14 protein-coding genes and 2 pseudogenes are annotated in these 17,023 nt (G+C 64.9%); 11 read left to right on the top strand and 5 right to left on the bottom strand.

Features of this window, described 5'->3' with window-relative positions; translation table 11 throughout:
- Window positions 1–321: 321 nt before the first annotated feature.
- Window positions 322–2,388 carry a glycoside hydrolase family 97 protein gene (locus AC06E9_RS18430; RefSeq protein WP_461770508.1) on the bottom strand — a complete coding sequence of 689 codons (2,067 nt, stop codon included), beginning with the start codon at window positions 2,386–2,388 and terminating at the stop codon, window positions 322–324.
- A 234-nt stretch (window positions 2,389–2,622) separates the two neighbouring features.
- Here AC06E9_RS18430 and AC06E9_RS18425 point away from each other — a divergent pair, with 234 nt between their 5' ends.
- From AC06E9_RS18425 to AC06E9_RS18405, 5 genes are all read left to right on the top strand, one after another.
- A complete protein-coding gene (locus AC06E9_RS18425; RefSeq protein ID WP_478056599.1) occupies window positions 2,623–4,824 on the top strand; it encodes a glucosidase family protein in 2,202 nt (733 codons plus the stop codon).
- Entirely contained in the window at window positions 4,821–6,308 is a 1,488-nt protein-coding gene (locus tag AC06E9_RS18420; RefSeq protein ID WP_121043251.1) for an MFS transporter, read from the top strand. Before AC06E9_RS18425 ends, AC06E9_RS18420 begins: the two co-directional genes overlap by 4 nt.
- A complete protein-coding gene (locus AC06E9_RS18415; RefSeq protein WP_478056574.1) occupies window positions 6,308–8,029 on the top strand; it encodes an alpha-amylase family glycosyl hydrolase in 1,722 nt (573 codons plus the stop codon). Before AC06E9_RS18420 ends, AC06E9_RS18415 begins: the two co-directional genes overlap by 1 nt.
- Window positions 8,030–8,120: 91 nt before the next feature.
- Window positions 8,121–8,618: a GNAT family N-acetyltransferase gene (locus tag AC06E9_RS18410; protein ID WP_478056573.1), complete on the top strand. Its 498-nt coding sequence runs from the start codon at window positions 8,121–8,123 to the stop codon at window positions 8,616–8,618.
- A gap of 71 nt (window positions 8,619–8,689) precedes the next feature.
- The gene (locus AC06E9_RS18405) at window positions 8,690–9,082 is read left to right on the top strand and encodes an SseB family protein (protein WP_121043258.1); all 393 of its coding nucleotides are present in this window, start codon (window positions 8,690–8,692) and stop codon (window positions 9,080–9,082) included.
- Window positions 9,083–9,090: 8 nt separating this feature from the next.
- Here the strand turns inward: AC06E9_RS18405 and AC06E9_RS18400 are convergent.
- The 3 genes and pseudogenes from AC06E9_RS18400 to AC06E9_RS18390 all read right to left on the bottom strand — a co-directional run.
- Window positions 9,091–9,273 (bottom strand): annotated as a pseudogene (locus AC06E9_RS18400) (hypothetical protein); the annotation flags it as partial.
- Window positions 9,183–9,686: a hypothetical protein gene (locus AC06E9_RS18395; RefSeq protein WP_461770947.1), complete on the bottom strand. Its 504-nt coding sequence runs from the start codon at window positions 9,684–9,686 to the stop codon at window positions 9,183–9,185. The pseudogene AC06E9_RS18400 and the gene AC06E9_RS18395, both read right to left, overlap by 91 nt.
- On the bottom strand, window positions 9,683–10,282 hold the full coding sequence (locus AC06E9_RS18390; RefSeq protein ID WP_478056572.1) for an RNA polymerase sigma factor: 600 nt from the start codon (window positions 10,280–10,282) through the stop codon (window positions 9,683–9,685). The genes AC06E9_RS18395 and AC06E9_RS18390 overlap by 4 nt, the downstream gene beginning before the upstream one ends.
- Before the next feature lie 112 nt (window positions 10,283–10,394).
- On the opposite strand from AC06E9_RS18390, the gene AC06E9_RS18385 reads away from it, so the two are divergent.
- The gene (locus tag AC06E9_RS18385; protein ID WP_121043262.1) at window positions 10,395–10,721 is read left to right on the top strand and encodes a hypothetical protein; all 327 of its coding nucleotides are present in this window, start codon (window positions 10,395–10,397) and stop codon (window positions 10,719–10,721) included.
- Between the two features lie 17 nt (window positions 10,722–10,738).
- On the opposite strand, the gene AC06E9_RS18380 is transcribed toward AC06E9_RS18385, so the two are convergent.
- Window positions 10,739–11,770, bottom strand: coding sequence for a LacI family DNA-binding transcriptional regulator (locus AC06E9_RS18380; protein ID WP_121043266.1), 1,032 nt, complete (start codon window positions 11,768–11,770; stop codon window positions 10,739–10,741).
- A 312-nt stretch (window positions 11,771–12,082) separates the two neighbouring features.
- Between AC06E9_RS18380 and AC06E9_RS18375 the strand changes: the two genes are divergently transcribed.
- From AC06E9_RS18375 to AC06E9_RS18355, 5 genes and pseudogenes are all read left to right on the top strand, one after another.
- Window positions 12,083–12,625: a single-stranded DNA-binding protein gene (locus AC06E9_RS18375; protein ID WP_088435225.1), complete on the top strand. Its 543-nt coding sequence runs from the start codon at window positions 12,083–12,085 to the stop codon at window positions 12,623–12,625.
- A 205-nt stretch (window positions 12,626–12,830) separates the two neighbouring features.
- Window positions 12,831–14,021 (top strand): site-specific integrase, encoded by a 1,191-nt coding sequence (locus AC06E9_RS18370; RefSeq protein ID WP_088435226.1) that lies wholly within the window; start codon window positions 12,831–12,833, stop codon window positions 14,019–14,021.
- Window positions 14,018–14,395: a hypothetical protein gene (locus AC06E9_RS18365; protein ID WP_478056601.1), complete on the top strand. Its 378-nt coding sequence runs from the start codon at window positions 14,018–14,020 to the stop codon at window positions 14,393–14,395. The genes AC06E9_RS18370 and AC06E9_RS18365 overlap by 4 nt, the downstream gene beginning before the upstream one ends.
- Window positions 14,317–15,543 (top strand): site-specific integrase, encoded by a 1,227-nt coding sequence (locus AC06E9_RS18360; protein ID WP_478056571.1) that lies wholly within the window; start codon window positions 14,317–14,319, stop codon window positions 15,541–15,543. Before AC06E9_RS18365 ends, AC06E9_RS18360 begins: the two co-directional genes overlap by 79 nt.
- A gap of 94 nt (window positions 15,544–15,637) precedes the next feature.
- Window positions 15,638–17,023 (top strand): annotated as a pseudogene (locus AC06E9_RS18355) (hypothetical protein); the annotation flags it as partial.

Raw genomic sequence — 17,023 nt, 5'->3', positions numbered from 1 at the left:
ATGTTGCCAATCGATTTTTTGGTTGCCCGGAGGACCCGGGAGCGTCATGGCGCGGTGGCCGTTGACTGCGTGGCTATGGTAGGCAGCGCATCGGCTGCGGGAATCACCCTGCATACGTATTCAATGACGTTTGCAGCGTTGGAAGCGATTACAGGCGTGTTATCGCAGTCGCGCTGCTGCGCCACGTTCTGCCATGCAACCGTCGATGGTAGTGCCGGCCGCTGGCCGGCATCCCCGAGGAGATGCCATGCAGATGCAGGAGCCGGCCAGCGGCCGGCACTACACGTCATGGGGCTATGTCGAGGCCACCTCTGATCAGGTCTACAGCGGCGTAAAACGGATCGCCTGGCCGCCACCGGGCGCAAGCACCAGCGCCAGCGCGTCGGCGCTGGTGACCTCGCGGGTTTCGCGCACGAAGGCGAAGGGATTGCTGCGGAAATCGGCGCCGTCGCCATCGCGGTAGATCTCCGCGCGGTAGCGCACACCCGGCTCCAGGAAGCCCAGCGAAACGGGCAGCACGCGGCCGTGTTCGTCGGTGATGCTGCCCAGGAACCAGTCGCGGCTGTGGCGGTCCTTGCGCACGATGGTCACGTAGTCGCCCACCTCGCCGTCGAGCACGCGGGTGTCGTCCCAGTCCACCGCGACGTCTTCGATGAAGCGGAAGGCCTCACGGTGCTGCTCATAGTGCTCGGGCAGGTCGGCGGCCATCTGGATCGGGCTGTAGAGCGTCACGTACAGCGCGAGCTGGCGAGCCAGCGTGCTGGGGATCGCCTGACCGCCGCGGCCCTTCAGGCTCAGGATGCCGGGGGTGTAATCCAGCGGCCCGGACAGCATGCGGGTGAACACCAGGTTGACCTCGTGCTCGGGTGGGTTCGGCGGCTGGCCCCAGGCGTTGTATTCCATGCCACGCGCGCCTTCCCGGCTGATCCAGTTCGGGTAGGTGCGGCGCAGGCCGGTGTCCTTGATCGGCTCGTGCGGATTCACCGAGATATGCCGCTTGGCTGCTTCCTGCACCACCTTGAGGTGATGGCGGGCCATGAACTGGCCGTCGTGCCACTCGCGCCACAGCGGGCCACCGGCCGGGTTGCGGCGGTCGACCTGGCCGTCGTCGCAGACGTAGCCGCTCTTGAACGAATCCACGCCCAGCCGCGCATACAGATCCAGCGCCGCGCCGAGCTGATCTTCGTAGTGTTCGATCGCGCAGCCGGTTTCATGGTGGCCGATCAGGTGCACGCCCTTCTTCGCGCCGTAAGCCGACAGGGCCTCGATATCGAAGTCCGCGGTGGGCCGGGTGAAATCGAAGGCGTAGCCATTGCCGACCCAGTCACCGTTCCAGCCCGGATTCCAGCCTTCCACCAGTACGCCGCGGAAACCATGCCGGGCGGCGAAGTCGATCACGCGCATGGTCTTGGCCGTGGTCGCGGCGTGCCGTGGGCCGGTGGCCCAGCTCTCCTCATCCAGGTGCATCGACCACCACACGCCCAGGTACTTGGAGGGCTTCACCCAGCTGACGTCGCCCAGCACGTTGGGCTCGTTGAGGTTGAGGATCAGGCTGGACTCAACCAGTCCGCCGGCGGTGTCGCTGATCTGCAGTGTGCGCCACGGGGTATTGAAGGGCAGGCTGCGCCGCACTTTCCAGCCTTCCGCCGAGGGCGACAGCTGCGCGCGCAGGCGCTGGCCCTCGGTGCGGCGCAGCCACATGCCGGCGTAGTCCACCAGCGCCGCTTCGTGGATGGCGACATGCAGGCCATCGCGGCTGCGCAGCGTCATCGGCGTATGTGCCAGCGGCACCTGGTCCAGCGGCGTGCGCTGGTAGAGATACTCGTAGTGAATCGGCTCACCGGCCGGAATCCACCAGGCGGTGGAGGTCGGTGCGATCGCGAACTCGGTCAGCTCATCGTCGATGATCGCCTCGCGCATACCCGGCTGCTCGGGGAAGTGGTAGCGGAAGCCCAGGCCGTCGTCATAGACCCGGAACACCACATCGATGCGACGCTTGGCGCCACTGCGTTCGGCCAGCTGCACGACCACTTCGTTGAAGTGATTGCGGGTAAGCCGGCGCTCGCCCCACGGCTGTTCCCAGGTTTCATCGACGCTGCGCGACTGCTGGCCAAGCACGGCAAGATCACGGTCCAGGCGGCCATCGCGTAGCTGGAAGCCGAGCTTGGAGGTGTCCACCACGGCCTCGCCGAACCGTTCAACCCGGTAGCTGGGGTTCCCGCCGTCCAGTTGCAGTGACACGCGCAGCACCTTGCCGGGCGAGTCGACGCTGGCCACGGTGACCGGCTCGGCAAGGGCGGTGGCGCTGAATGCGCAGAAGATCCAGCCCAGCAGGGGCAGGCGACGACGTGCGTGATGCCCGTCCGTTGGATGCGACAGTGACGGCATTTCCCCTCCCAAGGCGGCCGAAAACACCCTCCGGACTATAGCGACGCGGTCGCGATTGCCGACCGCCCTGGCCATGAATACGTATGCATCTCGATGCAGGCTGCGGCGTGCCGTCTACCATGGGCCCAAGGCACCCTGGGAGGGGGCCGCGAGCGCATTGCCGCGAGGCGGTGCGGACCTACAACGCGAGCAAAGGGGAGGGAGGCAACAGGCGTGAGCCGGTTCGCCACTTCGATGCTGAAGATGATCTGCCTGACCGTTGCCCTCGGGGCGGCGATGGGGTCCACCGCACGTGCGGCCGACCTGGATTTCGACGGCCGCCATACGCGCGCCGAGACCGCCGCCGAAGGTGGCTACCGTCTGCACGCGCCGCAGGGCGAGGTGCGCGTCAGTGCGCAGCCGATGCGCAGCGAAACCGGCAGTGTGCTGTTCGATGCGCTGTTCGGGTTGGCCCAGCAGGAGATGGAGGCCGACCGCGTCGATGCGATCCGCGACCCCGCCTTCAATCACGGCAAGCCGGTTCCTTGTGCCTGCTTCCAGACCGGCGAACGCTGGCCCTACGTGTGGACCCGCGATGTGAGCTTCGCCGCTGATCTGGCGCTGTCGCGTCTGGATCCGGTGCGCACGCGCCAGTCGCTGCAGTTCAAGCTGTCCACCGCGCGCGACGGCCACACCCCCGGTCTGTTCGTGGCACAGGACACCGGCTCCGGCGGCAGCTGGCCGATCAGCAGTGATCGCGTGGTGTGGTTCCTGGCCGCACGCGGGCTGCTGGATGACGCGGCCTTTGCCGACCAGGTCTGGCAGGCACTGCAGGCCACTCTGGCGCAGGATCGCGAGGCGGTGTTCGATGCGCGGGTCGGGCTGTATCGCGGTGAGACCTCGTTCCTGGATTGGCGCGAGCAGACCTACCCGGACTGGACCCGCGAGGATGTGCGCTTCATCGGCGAGTCCTTCGCGCTGTCCACCAACGTGCTGCATTACCAGGCGCTGCGACTGGCCGAGCAGCTGGCACGCCAGCACGGCGACGCGCGCGCCACCACCTACGGCCAATGGGCCGATGCGCTGGCCCGCCAGGTCGATGCACGCTTCTGGCGCGAGGATGCCGGCCAGTACATGAGCTACATCGGCGAGGCGGCCCACCCGGTGCCGTACGCCAAGTACGATCTGCTCGCGCTCTCGCTGGGCGTGCTGGCCGATGTGTTCCCGGCCGATCGCGCACGCCGCGCGCTGGCGAACTACCCGGCCGTGGCCGGTGGCAGCCCGGTCGTCTGGCCGCAGGAAGCGCAGCAGCCGATCTACCACAACCGCGGCATCTGGCCGTTCGTCAGCGCGTACTCGCTGCGCGCGGCGCGCCGGCTGGACGATGCGCCGCGCATCGCCATGGAAATCGAATCTCTGATGCGCGGCACCGCGCTGGCCGGCTCCAACATGGAAAACTACGAGATGCGCACGCTGGCGGTGCATGTCGATGAAGGCGTGCTCAGCGGCCCGGTGGTCAATTCGCCGCGGCAGCTGTGGTCGGTGGCCGGGTACCTCTCGATGGTGCTGGAAGGCGTGTTCGGCGTGGAAGACGATGGCCGCATCGCGCCGAAGCTGCCGGTGTCGCTGGTGCCGACACTGTTCGGTGAGCATGACCGCATCCGCCTGGACGACGGCAAACAGCATTACGTGCTGGTGCGACCGAAGCAGCTTGCCGGCGAGCTGCTGGTGGCGGGTGACATCCAGCGCGATGGCAGCATCACCACGGTGCAGCTGGTGCCGTTGCATGCCACGGGCGCGACGCCATCACCAGCGATCCTGCGTCCCTCGGCGGTGTTCGCCCCGGCCACCCCCGCTGCCCCGGTGCCGCGTGAAACGACGGCAGGCTGGCAGATCACGGTGCCCGCCGGGCACGTGCTGTGGCGCGACGGCCAGACGCTGACGCCCACACGGGGTGTCGCCACGATTGCCAGGGACGGTGCCAGTCACTGCCTGAGCCTGACCCGCCGGGAGGGCACTCTGGAATCGCTGCACAGCCCGATGACCTGCATCGGCCCGCAGCAGGTGCTGGCCGGCGACAGGCACTGGCAGTGGACCGCACCGACCGCCGGCCGCTGGCGTGCACGGCTGCGCTACGACAACCCGAACGGCCCGATCAACACCGGTGTGACCGCAGCGGTGAAGACGCTGGTTCTGCAATGCGAGGGTCAACCGGAGCAGCGCCGCCCCATCGTGATGCCGCACAGTGTGGGCGAACAGGACTCCACTGCGGTTGAATTCGAGCTGCCGGCACGCGCCTGCCGCATCACGTTGGACGAGGGCTTCAACATGAGCGCGTTGACCCACTTCGCGCAGTACAACGGCGGCAAGGGCGGCAGTGAGGGCGTGCTCAATCAGGCCCGCGTGTCCGCGCTGACCCTGATGCCGGTCGCGGCCTCGACGGAGCCGCGCCGATGAGCCGGTCGCCCAAACCAACGCTGTCGTTCTGGCAGATCTGGAACATGTGCTTCGGCTTCCTCGGCATCCAGTTCGGCTTCGCCCTGCAGAACGCCAATGCCAGCCGCATCTTCGAGACGCTCGGCGCGCCGATGGATGCGGTGCCTGGGCTGTGGATCGCCGCGCCATTGACCGGCCTGCTGGTGCAGCCGGTGATCGGCTACCTGTCCGACCGCACCTGGACGCGCTGGGGCCGCCGCCGCCCGTTCTTCATGATCGGTGCGGTGCTGACCACGCTCGCCCTGCTGGTGATGCCGAACTCGCCGACGCTGTGGATCGCCGCGGGTACGCTGTGGGTACTGGATGCCTCGATCAACGTATCGATGGAGCCGTTCCGCGCGTTCGTCGGCGATCAGCTGGCTCCACGGCAACGGCCGACCGGCTTTGCGATGCAGAGCTTCTTCATCGGCATCGGTGCGATCGTCGCCAGCTTCCTGCCTTTCATCCTGGCCCAGTTCGGCGTGGCCAACACAGCGGCCGCGGGGCAGGTGCCCGATACCGTGCGCTACGCGTTCTACTTCGGGGCCGCGGTACTGCTCGCGGCGATCACCTGGACGGTGGTCAGCACCCGGGAATACTCACCGGCCGAGCTGGCCAGCTTCGATGATGCCGAGCCGTCCGCGGTGCACCAGAGTGCGCGCGTGGCCGGACCGCCGCCGTGGGCGCAGATCGGCGGCTGGGTGGCGGTGGGCATCGTGTTGGCCGCCGCCATCGCGGCGCGGCAGGGTGACCGCATGCTGTATGTGCTGGCTGGCCTGTGCATCGCCTATGGCGTACTGCTGGGGGTGGCGCGCTGTGTGCCCGGGGCGAACATGCTGGCCACCATCGTCGACGACCTGCGTGCGATGCCGCGCACCATGCGTCGCTTGGCCTGGGTGCAGTTCTTCTCGTGGTTCGCGCTGTTCGCGATGTGGATCTACACCACTGCCGCCGTCGCCGGCACCCATTTCGGCTCCACCGATACTGCGTCGGCCGCCTACAACGAGGGGGCCAACTGGGTCGGCGTGCTGTTCGGTGCCTACAACGGCTTCGCGGCGCTGGCCGCATTGCTGATCCCGGTGATGGTGCGCGCACTGGGCCTGCGCTGGAGCCACTTGGTCAATCTGTGGCTGGGCGGCCTGGGACTGATCTCGATGCTGTTCATCCGTGATCCGCACTGGCTGCTGCTGTCCATGGTCGGCGTTGGCTTCGCCTGGGCCTCGATCCTGTCGCTGCCGTATGCGCTGCTGTCGGACAGCGTGCCGGCGGCCAAGATGGGCATCTACATGGGCCTGTTCAATTTCTTCATCGTGATCCCGCAGCTGGTCGCGGCCAGTGCGCTCGGCTTCCTGCTGCGCACCTGGCTGGGCGGCGATCCGATGCACGTGCTCGCCCTCGGGGGCGGCAGCCTGCTGCTGGCCGGTCTATGCGTGCTGTATGTGCCATCCCAACAGGAGGTTGTCTGATGTTCCGGTATTCGTCGTTGTCGCTGGCCCTGTCATTCGCGCTGTCCGCCAGTCCCGCCCTGGCCATCGAACGCCCGGACTATGTCGGCACGCGTGAGCCGTTCGCCAGCCAGGCGGTCTACTTCGTGGTTACCGACCGCTTCGTCAACGGCGATCCGTCCAACGATCACCGCGATCAGGGCGGCGCGCATCCCACCTTCGATATCCCGGTGCCCTGCCCGGACAAGGTGGATGGCAACATCGGCTACCTCGGCGGTGACTTCAAGGGCGTGCTCGACAACGCCGCGTACATCCGCAATCTGGGCTTCGGCGCGGTGTGGATCACCCCGATCATCGACAACCCGGACCAGGCCTTCACCGGCAGCAAGCCGATCAGCTGCACCAGCACGCTGACCGACCGCGGCAAGACCGGCTATCACGGCTACTGGGGCGTCAACTTCTATACGCTCGACGAGCATCTACCGAGCAGGGACCTGGACTTCGCCGCGTTCACCCGCGGCCTGCATGCCGCTGACCTGAAGGTAGTGCTGGATATCGTCGGCAACCATGGCTCGCCCGCGTGGACGATGCCGGTGGCGCAGCCGCAGTTCGGCCAGATATTCGACAAGGACGGCACGTTGATCGCCGATCACCAGAACCTGCCCCCGCAGCAGTTGGATCCGGTCCATAACCCGCTGCATGCCTTCTACAACAGCATCGGCCCTGTCGACGGGAAGAACGGCTCGATCTTCGATGGCAACCTGGCCGAGCTGTCCGACTTCAACGAGCACAACCCGGCGGTGATGGACTACCTGGTGGGCGCCTACCTGCAGTGGACGGCGCAGGGTGTGGATGCGCTGCGCATCGACACCACCGGCTGGCTGCCGCACCCGTGGTGGCATGCCTTCGTCAACCGCATCCGTGCCGAGCATCCCGGCATGTTCATGTTCGGCGAAGCGTTTGACTACGACGCCAGCAAGATCGCCGAGCACACCTGGCCGGCCAACGCGAATGTCAGCGTGCTGGACTTTCCGCTGCGTGGCGCACTGTCGTCCGTGTTCGGCAAAGAACAGAAAGGCTTCGAAATCCTGGCAGAGCCGCTGCACCTGCTCGATGGGCCGTATGCGAATCCGTACGAGCTGATGAGCTTCTACGACAACCACGATATGGCCCGGCTGGACGCGAACGATGCCGGGTTCATCGACGCCCACAACTGGCTGTTCACCGCACGCGGCATTCCGGTGATCTATTACGGCTCGGAAACCGGCTTCATGCGCAGCCGCGCCGAGCATGCCGGCAACCGCGCCTACTTCGGCCAGGCGCGCGTCGACGACGCGCCGAACAGCCCGATCTACGCGCCGCTGCAGCGCATCGCCAAACTGCGTGAGGCCACACCCGCCCTGCAGCGCGGTCTGCAGGTCAACGAGCGGCTGCAGGGCGATGAAGCGGCGTTCTTCCGCGTGCTGCAGCACGGCGATACCGCCCAGACCGCGCTGGTGCTGCTCAACAAGGGCGACACCGCCCGCACCCTTGAGGTGCGCCGCTATCTGCAGGCCGGGACTTGGCGCGACGCGCTGGGCGGCGCCAACCAGACGGTCAAGGGATCACTGAAGGCCGAGGTGCCTGCGCATGGCGTGCGCGTATTCGTGCTGGATGCCCAGGTCGAACAGGCCGCGCTGCAGGCCCGGTTGAAGGCGGCGGTCGACGATCAGCAGGCACGCACCAAGCGCCTGGCGAAGTAGCCAGATGATGCCCGGCCTGCCGTTCGCGGTGGGCCGGGCACTACAATCGGGCTCGCGATCGCGCAAGGCGATCCTTTCGAGTACGTTCTCCATGTCACGCCTGTCCCTGCGCCCCGCGACGCCCGACGACGCCGAGCGCCTGTTCCACCTGATGCAGTTCTACTACTTCGAGGCGTCGGCCTGGAGCGGAGAAGAAGTTCGCCCTGATGGTCTGTTCGACTGTGACCGGCGCGATGTCGAGGCCTCGCTGCGCGACGATCCACAGTGGGCGCGGTTGTTGTTCGTCGACGAGGCACTCGCCGGCTTCGTGCTGGTGGACCGGGTGGAACGGGACGGCCACCACTATCCTGAACTGGCCGATCTCTTCGTGCTTCCCAAGTACCGGCGGCAAGGCCTGGCGGCCTACGTGGTCAACGCACTGGTGCGCCCCGGCAAGGGGCAATGGCTGCTCGCAGTGTTCCGCGGCGACGTGGCTGCGCATGCCCACTGGCTGCGGACCCTGCCGCGTCTTGGCCTGCCGCATGTCGCGCTGGCCGAGGATGACCCGCGGTTCCACCTCTACCTGATCGGCGGTCCACCGCGCCCGTAATGCCGGCCGCTGGCCGGCTCTCCACAGCCCCGGCGGTACACTAGCGGCCCCCACCCATACCCCTGCATTCCATGAACGATGCCGCCCCCCAGACCCCGATCGAAACGCTGCTCAAGACCGCGATGGATGGTCAGCTGCCGATCGGCCTGTTCATGAAGGCATTCGTGGCGTCCGAAGTGGTGCTGCTCACCGGCAGCCTGGTGACGCCGGATGGCAGCGGTTTCGATCCGCTGCTGTTCGATAAGCAGGGCGTGTTGCACGTGTCCGTGTTCACCGATATGAGCCGCGTCGGTTTCCACAGCCAGCAGGCCCCCCACACCATCCGCATGCTGATGCTGGAGGTGCTAAAGCGCGTCCCCGGCGGCTACGGCGTGGTGATCAATCCGGGCACCTCGCTGGGCTTTGAAATCTCGCCGTCCGGCGTCGGCGAAATCCTCAAGGACTTCGCCGACGGCCCGCGCTGAAGCTGCGTTAAAGTGACGTCGTACGTTGCATCGGCACGCTTCTGCGCGCTCGCGGTCAGGACGCGGTTGTCGTAGAAGCTGATTCTCTCGAACAGGTCCGTCACCCGCTGCTGGCGGTCGGCCGGCGTTTCGGCGCGGATGTAGGCGAGCAGTTCGGTGGAGGTGGTGTAGGGCGGTTGCTGGAAGCCCTTGGGTGCTTCTGGACACGTGTGCGCCAGCGACCGGCCAGCCATGACACGCCCACGCAGCCTGCGACCACCAGCAGCCAGCCGGATGCTGTCGGCCCGGCGCTCTGCTTGATCGCGCCCCACCACGCCGGGCCGAACATCGCCCCGATGGCCAGGACGGCGAGTGCCAACAAGGCAAGCAATACCCGTGACACCCAACGCTCGATACCGGCGTCATGCCGGGCAATGCGCAGCGCGACATCACGGGCGAAGCGCATCGGCGGCCCACTCTGCGGTGCGGAGGCAATGGCCTGGGCGATGCGCAGATAGTCGGCGGCGTCCGGCGCAGCACGCTGGCCACTCAGCGCCGCGCGCAGGCCACGTTCCTGGGCCTGCCATTCCTCGGGGTCGATACGGGGATCATCTGCGGTGCTCATGCGGGCACTCCAATACGGGATTCGAGCAGCTCGCGTAGCCGTTTCCGGCTGCGGAACAGATGGCTCTTGATGGTGCCTTCGGCCAGGTCGGTCAGGTTGGCGATCTCGGCGATGGAGATCTCTTCCAGATGATAGAGGGTGAGCAGCGTGCGTTGCAGCGGGGGCAGGGCATTGATCGCCGCGTGCAGGTGGGTGTTGATGTCCTGCTCGCTGGTGCGTGCTTCCAGATCGATGCCATCGCCGATCCGATCGATCAACGCGGTGCCGTCGTCGCTTACGGTGTTCTCCACCAGCGGAATGCGGCGCCGTTCCAGGTGGCGCTTGGCGATCGAATAGGCGACCTGCGCCACCCAGGATTTCAACGCGCTTTCGCCGCGATACTGATGCAGCGTCTGATGGATGCGCAGGAAGGCTTCCTGGCACAGTTCGCGGGTGTCGTCGGGGTGGCGGACCATGCGGTCGACCACTCGCCAGCACAGCCCTTGATACTCGCGCACCAGCTGCTCGAACGCGCCGGGCTGCCGCGACAGAATAGCGGCGACCAGTGCCCGGTCGGCGTCCAGACAGTCGGCAGGGGTGGGCGGCGGGATGCGCATCCCCATAGGGATACGTCGAGTGCGCCATCGGTTGCAACCGTGATCCGTGCAACCCATTCCGCCCTGGCCGTATCTCAGTGGACAAGCCCCTCCTCAATGGAACGAACGCCCCATGGATTACAACCTGATTCTTCCCGTCGTCCTGATCCTCGGCATCGTGTATGCCATCAAGAGCGTGGTCGATGGCCACACGCGCCGCCGGATCGTTGAAGCGCGCGGCTCGGAAGAGCTGGTGCGCTCGCTGCTGGCCGGCGATACCACCAAGCGGCGGCTGGCCTCGCTGCATTGGGGCTGCGTGTTGCTGACCCTGGCGCTGGCCTTCGGCCTGGTCGATCTGCTCGGTATCGACCGGGTCACGCCCGGCGCGATCGCCCTGCTGCTCGGTGCGACCGGGCTGGGCAACGTGGTGTACTTCGTGCTGGATCGTCGCCTGAAGTAAGGCCGCGCGCGCGTCGCTCAGCCGCGCAGCGAGGAGTCCCGCAGCACCTGCTTCACCGCGATGCTCTGGCCTTCCACCGGCTGGCCTTCGATCAGCGCCAGCAGTTTTTCCACCAGCAGGTGACCGGCCTGCTTGGTGTCCTGCTGCACGGTGGACAGCGGCGGGGAGACCGAGGCGGCCAGCGGGATGTCATCGAAGCCGGTGACCGCCACGTCCTCGGGCACGCGCAGGCCATGTTCGCGCAGGGCGCGCATCGCACCGATCGCGATCAGGTCGCTGGCCGCGCACAGCCCGTCGATACGCTCGCCGCGCGCCAATAGCGCCTGGCAGGCATCGAAACCGGACTGCTCGGTGGTGATCGCATCGTGCTGCAGGGACGGCTCGGCGGTAAGGCCGCGCGCCTGCATCGCCTCCACGTGGCCGCGGTAGCGCTGCTCGAACTCGGGGTAGTGGCTGGAGGCATGGCCGACGAAGGCGATCCGGCGGCAGCCCTGGTCGAGCAGGTGGACGGTGATGTCGAACCCGCCCTGGAAATTGTCGCTGCCGATCGAGACGCCGGGCTGGTCGGGCAGGGACGCGCCCCAGCGCACGAAATGGGTACCTTGTTCGACCAGCCGCTGCAGGCGTTCGCGCGACTCGTGGTAGTCGCCATAGCCCAGCAGGATGATGCCGTCGGCCTTGTTGCTGTCCTCGTAATCGGCCTGCCAGTCGGTGGACAGCTGCTGGAAGGAGACCAGCAGGTCGTAGCCGCGCAGCGCGCAGGCCCGGGTGATCGAGCCGAGCATGGCGTGGAAGAACGGGTTGATCAGCGAATCGTCGTTGGTGGGGTCTTCGAAGAACAGCAGGGCCAGCGTGCCGGCATTGCGCAGGCGCAGGCTGGAGGCGTTCTTGTCGACCTTGTAGTTCAGCTCCCGGGCGATGGCCAGGATCCGCTGGCGGGTCTCGGCATTGACCATCGGGCTGCCACGCAGCGCCCGCGACACCGTCGGCTGGGAGACGCCGGCCAGGTGGGCGATATCGAGGGAGGTGGCTTTGCCGCGGATGGTCATTTCAGCAGGGGGCGAGGCGGTGGAGGAACATCATGCCATGCGCTGCCAGGGCTGGGCCGGGCGGCGGGATGGCCCGGCGGGCCGCGGCCCGGCCGCGTCCGGTGTAACCGCCGTCACCCTTGCGGGATATGGCTCGAGCAGGTTTCCGGTCGCTGCCGGGCAGAATTCCGACAGGGTCGGGGACGGCGGCGATGATAAGATGGGGCAATCTGGATCCCCCCAATTCTCCCGAGGGTGGCCCGGCAGATCTGCACCCCGCCCGGGGCTGTGATATGACTGCGGCCTGCCCTCGGACAACGGAAGAGCAACCCTATGGCGCGCGGCATCAATAAAGTCATCCTGGTCGGCAACCTCGGCAACGACCCGGACGTGAAGTACACCCAGGGCGGTATGGCGATCACCCGCATCAGCCTGGCCACCACCAGCGTCCGCAAGGACAAGGATGGCAACCAGCAGGAGCGTACCGAATGGCACCGCGTGGTGTTCTTCGGCAAGCTCGGTGAAATCGCCGGTGAATACCTGCGAAAGGGCAGCTCGGTCTACGTCGAAGGCAGCCTGCGTTACGACAAGTACACCGGCCAGGATGGCGTGGAGAAGTACTCCACCGACATCATCGCCGATGAAATGCAGATGCTCGGCGGCCGTGAAGGCGGCGGTGGCGGTGGTGCCGGCGGCGAACGTCCGCAGCGCCAGCAGGCCCCGCGCCAGGAGTACGGCGGTGGTGGTGGTGGTGGTGGTGGTGGTCAGCGCGGCGGCGGTGGTGGTGGCTACGGCCAGCAGCGCCCGCAGCAGCAGGCCCCGCAGCAGTCCGCGCCGCCGATGGACGACTTCGCGGATGACGACATTCCGTTCTAGGTTGTACCACGGTCTTAAACGTTAGTTTTAGAGGAAAAGCCCGCTTCGCGCGGGCTTTTCTGTACCTGGGCGCCGTTGCGTATAGGCCATTCCGGAGTAGAGTTCTCGCTACCACCTGCCGCTTTGGTACATAGCCGTGAGCATAAGGACTGGCCCCGTTGTTTCGACCATCGTTTTCAGGGATGGGGAGCGGTTCCCGATACTGATGGACGAGCAGGGAACTCCTCTGTGGAATCCAACGCTGTATATGACTACCCAGCTCAGAAACGCGAGCTTGGCGCCCTCGACGACGAAAGCAGCTCTGGAGGCAATCAAGCTCTTGAATGCGTGGGCCGACTCAGAACGCATCAACCTTGAAGCAAGGCTAGCTCACCGTCAGTTTCTTTCAGACATTGAGATACAGCTGCTTGCTACGTTCCTCAGAACGCGGGCAGCCAAGGCAGCGCTCAGTAGTCGGCCTTTATCGTTGGTGAGATATGCCAGTCGCGTCCGCGCCGCGCCCGGTGCGGCGCGTAGGCAGGTAGACCCGCACACGGCCTATAACCGAATCACGGCGGTTGCATCCTATCTGGACTGGCTCGCTAAGTACCTCTTAGAGCGTGAAGCAAAAGGCATGGATCAGGCTGCAGCGCTGACTATCGCGCTGATGGGAGAACGCCTGAAATGCAAGCGAGGCCGGAAGCGTAAGTCCAGCATCAATGCGCGAATGGGTCTGGATGAACCGCAGAAATCGTTGCTCGATGAAATGATGGGCACCGGCAGCGCCCTCAACCCGTTTCCACTTGAAGTCCAGATCCGGAACGCTGTCATCCTCGACCTACTGGATCTGGGGCTCCGGGCGGGTGAACTGCTTTCCCTGAAGGTCTCGGACTTCGACTTTCAGGCCAACACCTTCACGGTCGCGCGGCGGCACGGTGATAGCTCCGACCCGCGCAGGAGCCAGCCGGTCGTAAAGACAAGGGACAGGGTCCTGCCGATCACGGACGAACTCGCGCGGCGGATTTTAGGCTACGTATCGAGTGAACGAAAAAGCTGCGCCGCGTCGCGACGGCATTCATTCCTGCTGGTGACGCACAAGTTGGGCCCGCATCACGGACAGCCCATGTCCTACCAGGCGCTGTCCAAGGCATTCGCCAAGCTACGCGAAGCTGCGCATGGAAGACTCGACGGATTATCGCCGCACGTGATTCGGCACACCGCGAACGATCGTTTCTCCCGGCAGATGGATTCGCTGGGTACACCGCCTGCCCAGGAGGAGAAGATGCGGTCTTACATCATGGGCTGGCGGGAAGGTTCGGGCTCGGCAGCCACCTACACGCGACGTCACACCCAGCGCAAAGCCATGGAAGCGACCTTGATGCTTCAAAAGTCCAGGCGCGACAAGGGACGGGCATGAAGATCCTGAGCCGAGAGGGATACGAGCTGGATGTAGAAGAAGCCGTATGGGTTTTGTCCCGGGATGTGACCATCCATTTGGAGTGGGTTCGGGAGTCACTTGATGGAGAACTGCGCGACGGATTCCTAAGTGTTGCATCTTGGTATGCATCAAAATTCGCTCCTGGCACGGTGATGGCGGCCCTTGGTGGGTTCAGGAAATTCATCACGTTCCTGACGCATCGTGCCGATCGTGTGTTGTGCGTGGACTCTATAGACCTGATCAACTATCGAAACACCCTAAGTGAGCGGGAACGGTGTCACCTGCCAGGGTTTGGACGTTGCTCCGGCACTGGGTCCGGCTTAAAGCGCCGGGAATCGACAGAGATGTGTTGAACACGATTTGCGCATGGAAGGACAAGAGCTCGCCAAAAGGCGTGGCGGTCAGGACGCGATGCTCGAAGAAGGGTCCGCTCTCGCAGTTGGAGTACGAGGGTTTGACAGATCGCTTGGTACAGGCTTTCTCCGATCGATCTGTAAGTCTGGGAAGTTATGTCCTGGCGGATTTCTTGGTCAGCACGGGCCGAAGGCCGAGTCAGCTGGGAGACCTCAAGTTGGCCGACATAAAACGCCCAGACGGGAGCGTTCAAGAGGAGTGTGGCCTGGTCGTGCTGGTTCCGCGGAGAAAGCAGGCCTGCACTTGGAGATCGGAGTTCAAGCCCGCCTACCTCACCCATGAGAAGGCGGCGCCGATGTTGGAGCTGGTGGAACACACCACCCGGCGCATGAGGCGCTTCTGGCCGGCACTGTCAAAAGACGATATCGACCAGGCGCCGCTGTTCCCCTCTTGGCGCACAGTGCGGCGTGCGCGTGGTCTCCCTCTCGCCGAGGTGAGGCAAAGGCTAAGGTCGGAGGCGTTCCATATACGGACTGCAACCATCACCGCTCGTCTAGAGCGGACGGTGGCGCGTCTAGAGGTCCCGTCCGAGCGCACACGCAAGAGTCTGCATGTCTTTCCGCTAAGGTTGAGGAGGACGGTTGCCACCCGCGCCGCTAGGGAGGGGCTCGGGACGGTCGTGATAGCAGAGCTACTTGATCATACCGACGATCAAAACGCACGTGTGTACACCGAGAATGTGCCGGAACACGTGGCGGCCATTGATGCGGCGGTTGCTGCGCAGCTGGCGCCCATCGTTCAGGCATTTTCCGGCATGTTGGTGGACAAGGAAGCCGAGGCGCTGCGCGGGAATGACATCGCCAGCCGGATTCGGTGTGACAGCGGGTCCAATGTGGGCACTTGCGGCTCGTTTGGCTTTTGCGGCGCCATTGCACCTCTGGCTTGCTACACCTGCAAGGCCTTCCAGCCTTGGCTTGACGCGCCGCACCGCGAAGTCATGGATCGACTCGTCCAGGAGCGTGGGCGCATCCGCACCATCACGATGGACGACTCGATTGCGGCGATCAATGACCGGACCATCATTGCGGTTTCGCAGGTCATTTGCCTGTGTGAGCAACGTAAGACGGAGTTGCGCGACCATGACTAGGCCGCTGCCGTTTAGTTCGAGAAGACAGCAGAGTGCCGCGCAGAATCGTGCATCGTTCATTGAGACATGCAGACACAAGCTCACGGTATTCGGCATGGACCTGAGCTGGGATGAGAACCAATGGCCAAATCCTGGCGTCTCGTTTGGAAACCTGGATCAGACGAGCCGCGTGCTGAAACCTGAGAATGTCCTGCAAGAGCCTTTCTTGACTTTTGCCAAGGCCTACTTTCGCTACATGCAGCGCGCCGGCAAGCGCAAGGCCTTCACGGAGATGCGGGCATTGCGAGTGCTGGAACGGGCGCTCGTTAATCGAACCGGCGGCGCCAGCATCGCCGACGTCGATGGGTGCATCCTGGATGCGGCGGCGATGCTGGCACGCGAAGCATACTCTGCGGGGGTGGCGTATCAGGCGGGAAGGGAGTTGGCCAAGCTCGCCACGTTCCTTTCGGACGAGCGTCTGGTGCCTAGGTGCCTGCAATGGGCGAGCCCGATAGCACGTCCAGCGGATACAGTCAGAACCGGACGGCAGGCGAGGGAGGAACGGGTGCGCAAGTTGCCTGATGCGGCCGCCGTGGAAGCGATGGCGGAGCTATTCGCCTCCCATCCTTCCGAGCCACGTGACGTCTTTACAACCTCGTTGTCGGCGATGCTGCTTTGCGCGCCTTCACGCATCGCCGAAGTGCTCGCATTGGAAAGTGAGTGTGAGGTGCGAGAGACCTGCAAAGACGGATCGATCTCATATGGCTGGCGACTCTGGCCCGGAAAAGGCGCAGCGCCTTATGTAAAGTGGATTCCCGGCGTCATGGCCCCGCTCGCGGAGGAGGCCATCGGTCGCGTAAGGCACATGACGCAGGATGCACGCTGGTTGGCTTCCTGGCTTGAGCGCAATCCCGACCAGTTTCCCAGACACGCGCAATGCCCTAGGGTCGCAGAAGATGATGCGCTGAGCCTAGATCAGATCGGGGCGGCGCTGGGATGCCTGGATGTGGATTCCAACTACATCAGGGGCGAAATCAACCGTCTAGGGTTTTTTCTGAGGCAGGGGCCCATCACACTGAGAATGCTCAACGAATGGGTCCGGTCAAAGTTGCCCAAGGAGTTCCCTTGGTATGACAAGGATCGTGGCCTGCGTTTCGCCGACGCCCTGTTTAGTTGCCTGTCAAACTTGCTCGATACAGAGCGACGGGTCATGCCCCTTGTCTTGAAGAAGCCAACGTCCAACACCTTCAATGACGACGTGGGAAGCCGGGAGAACTCCGCGTCGATCTTCGAAAGGCATGGGATGTCGGTCGACAAGAGCTCAAAGAAGTTGACGTCTCACCAATTCCGTCACCTGCTCAACACCATGGCGCAGCGAGGGGGGATGAGCCAAGCAGACATCGCACACTGGTCCGGCCGAACCAGTATTGAGCAGAACCGGGTCTATGATCACCTGTCGGAGTTTGAGGTCGTGGAGATGATCAAACGCCACGACCCTGTA

It is taken from the genome of Stenotrophomonas sp. Steno-Z10-BAI (assembly GCF_056393115.1).
The sequence above is the reverse complement of the archived record's forward strand: the minus strand, read 5'-3'. Positions and strand labels throughout refer to the sequence as shown.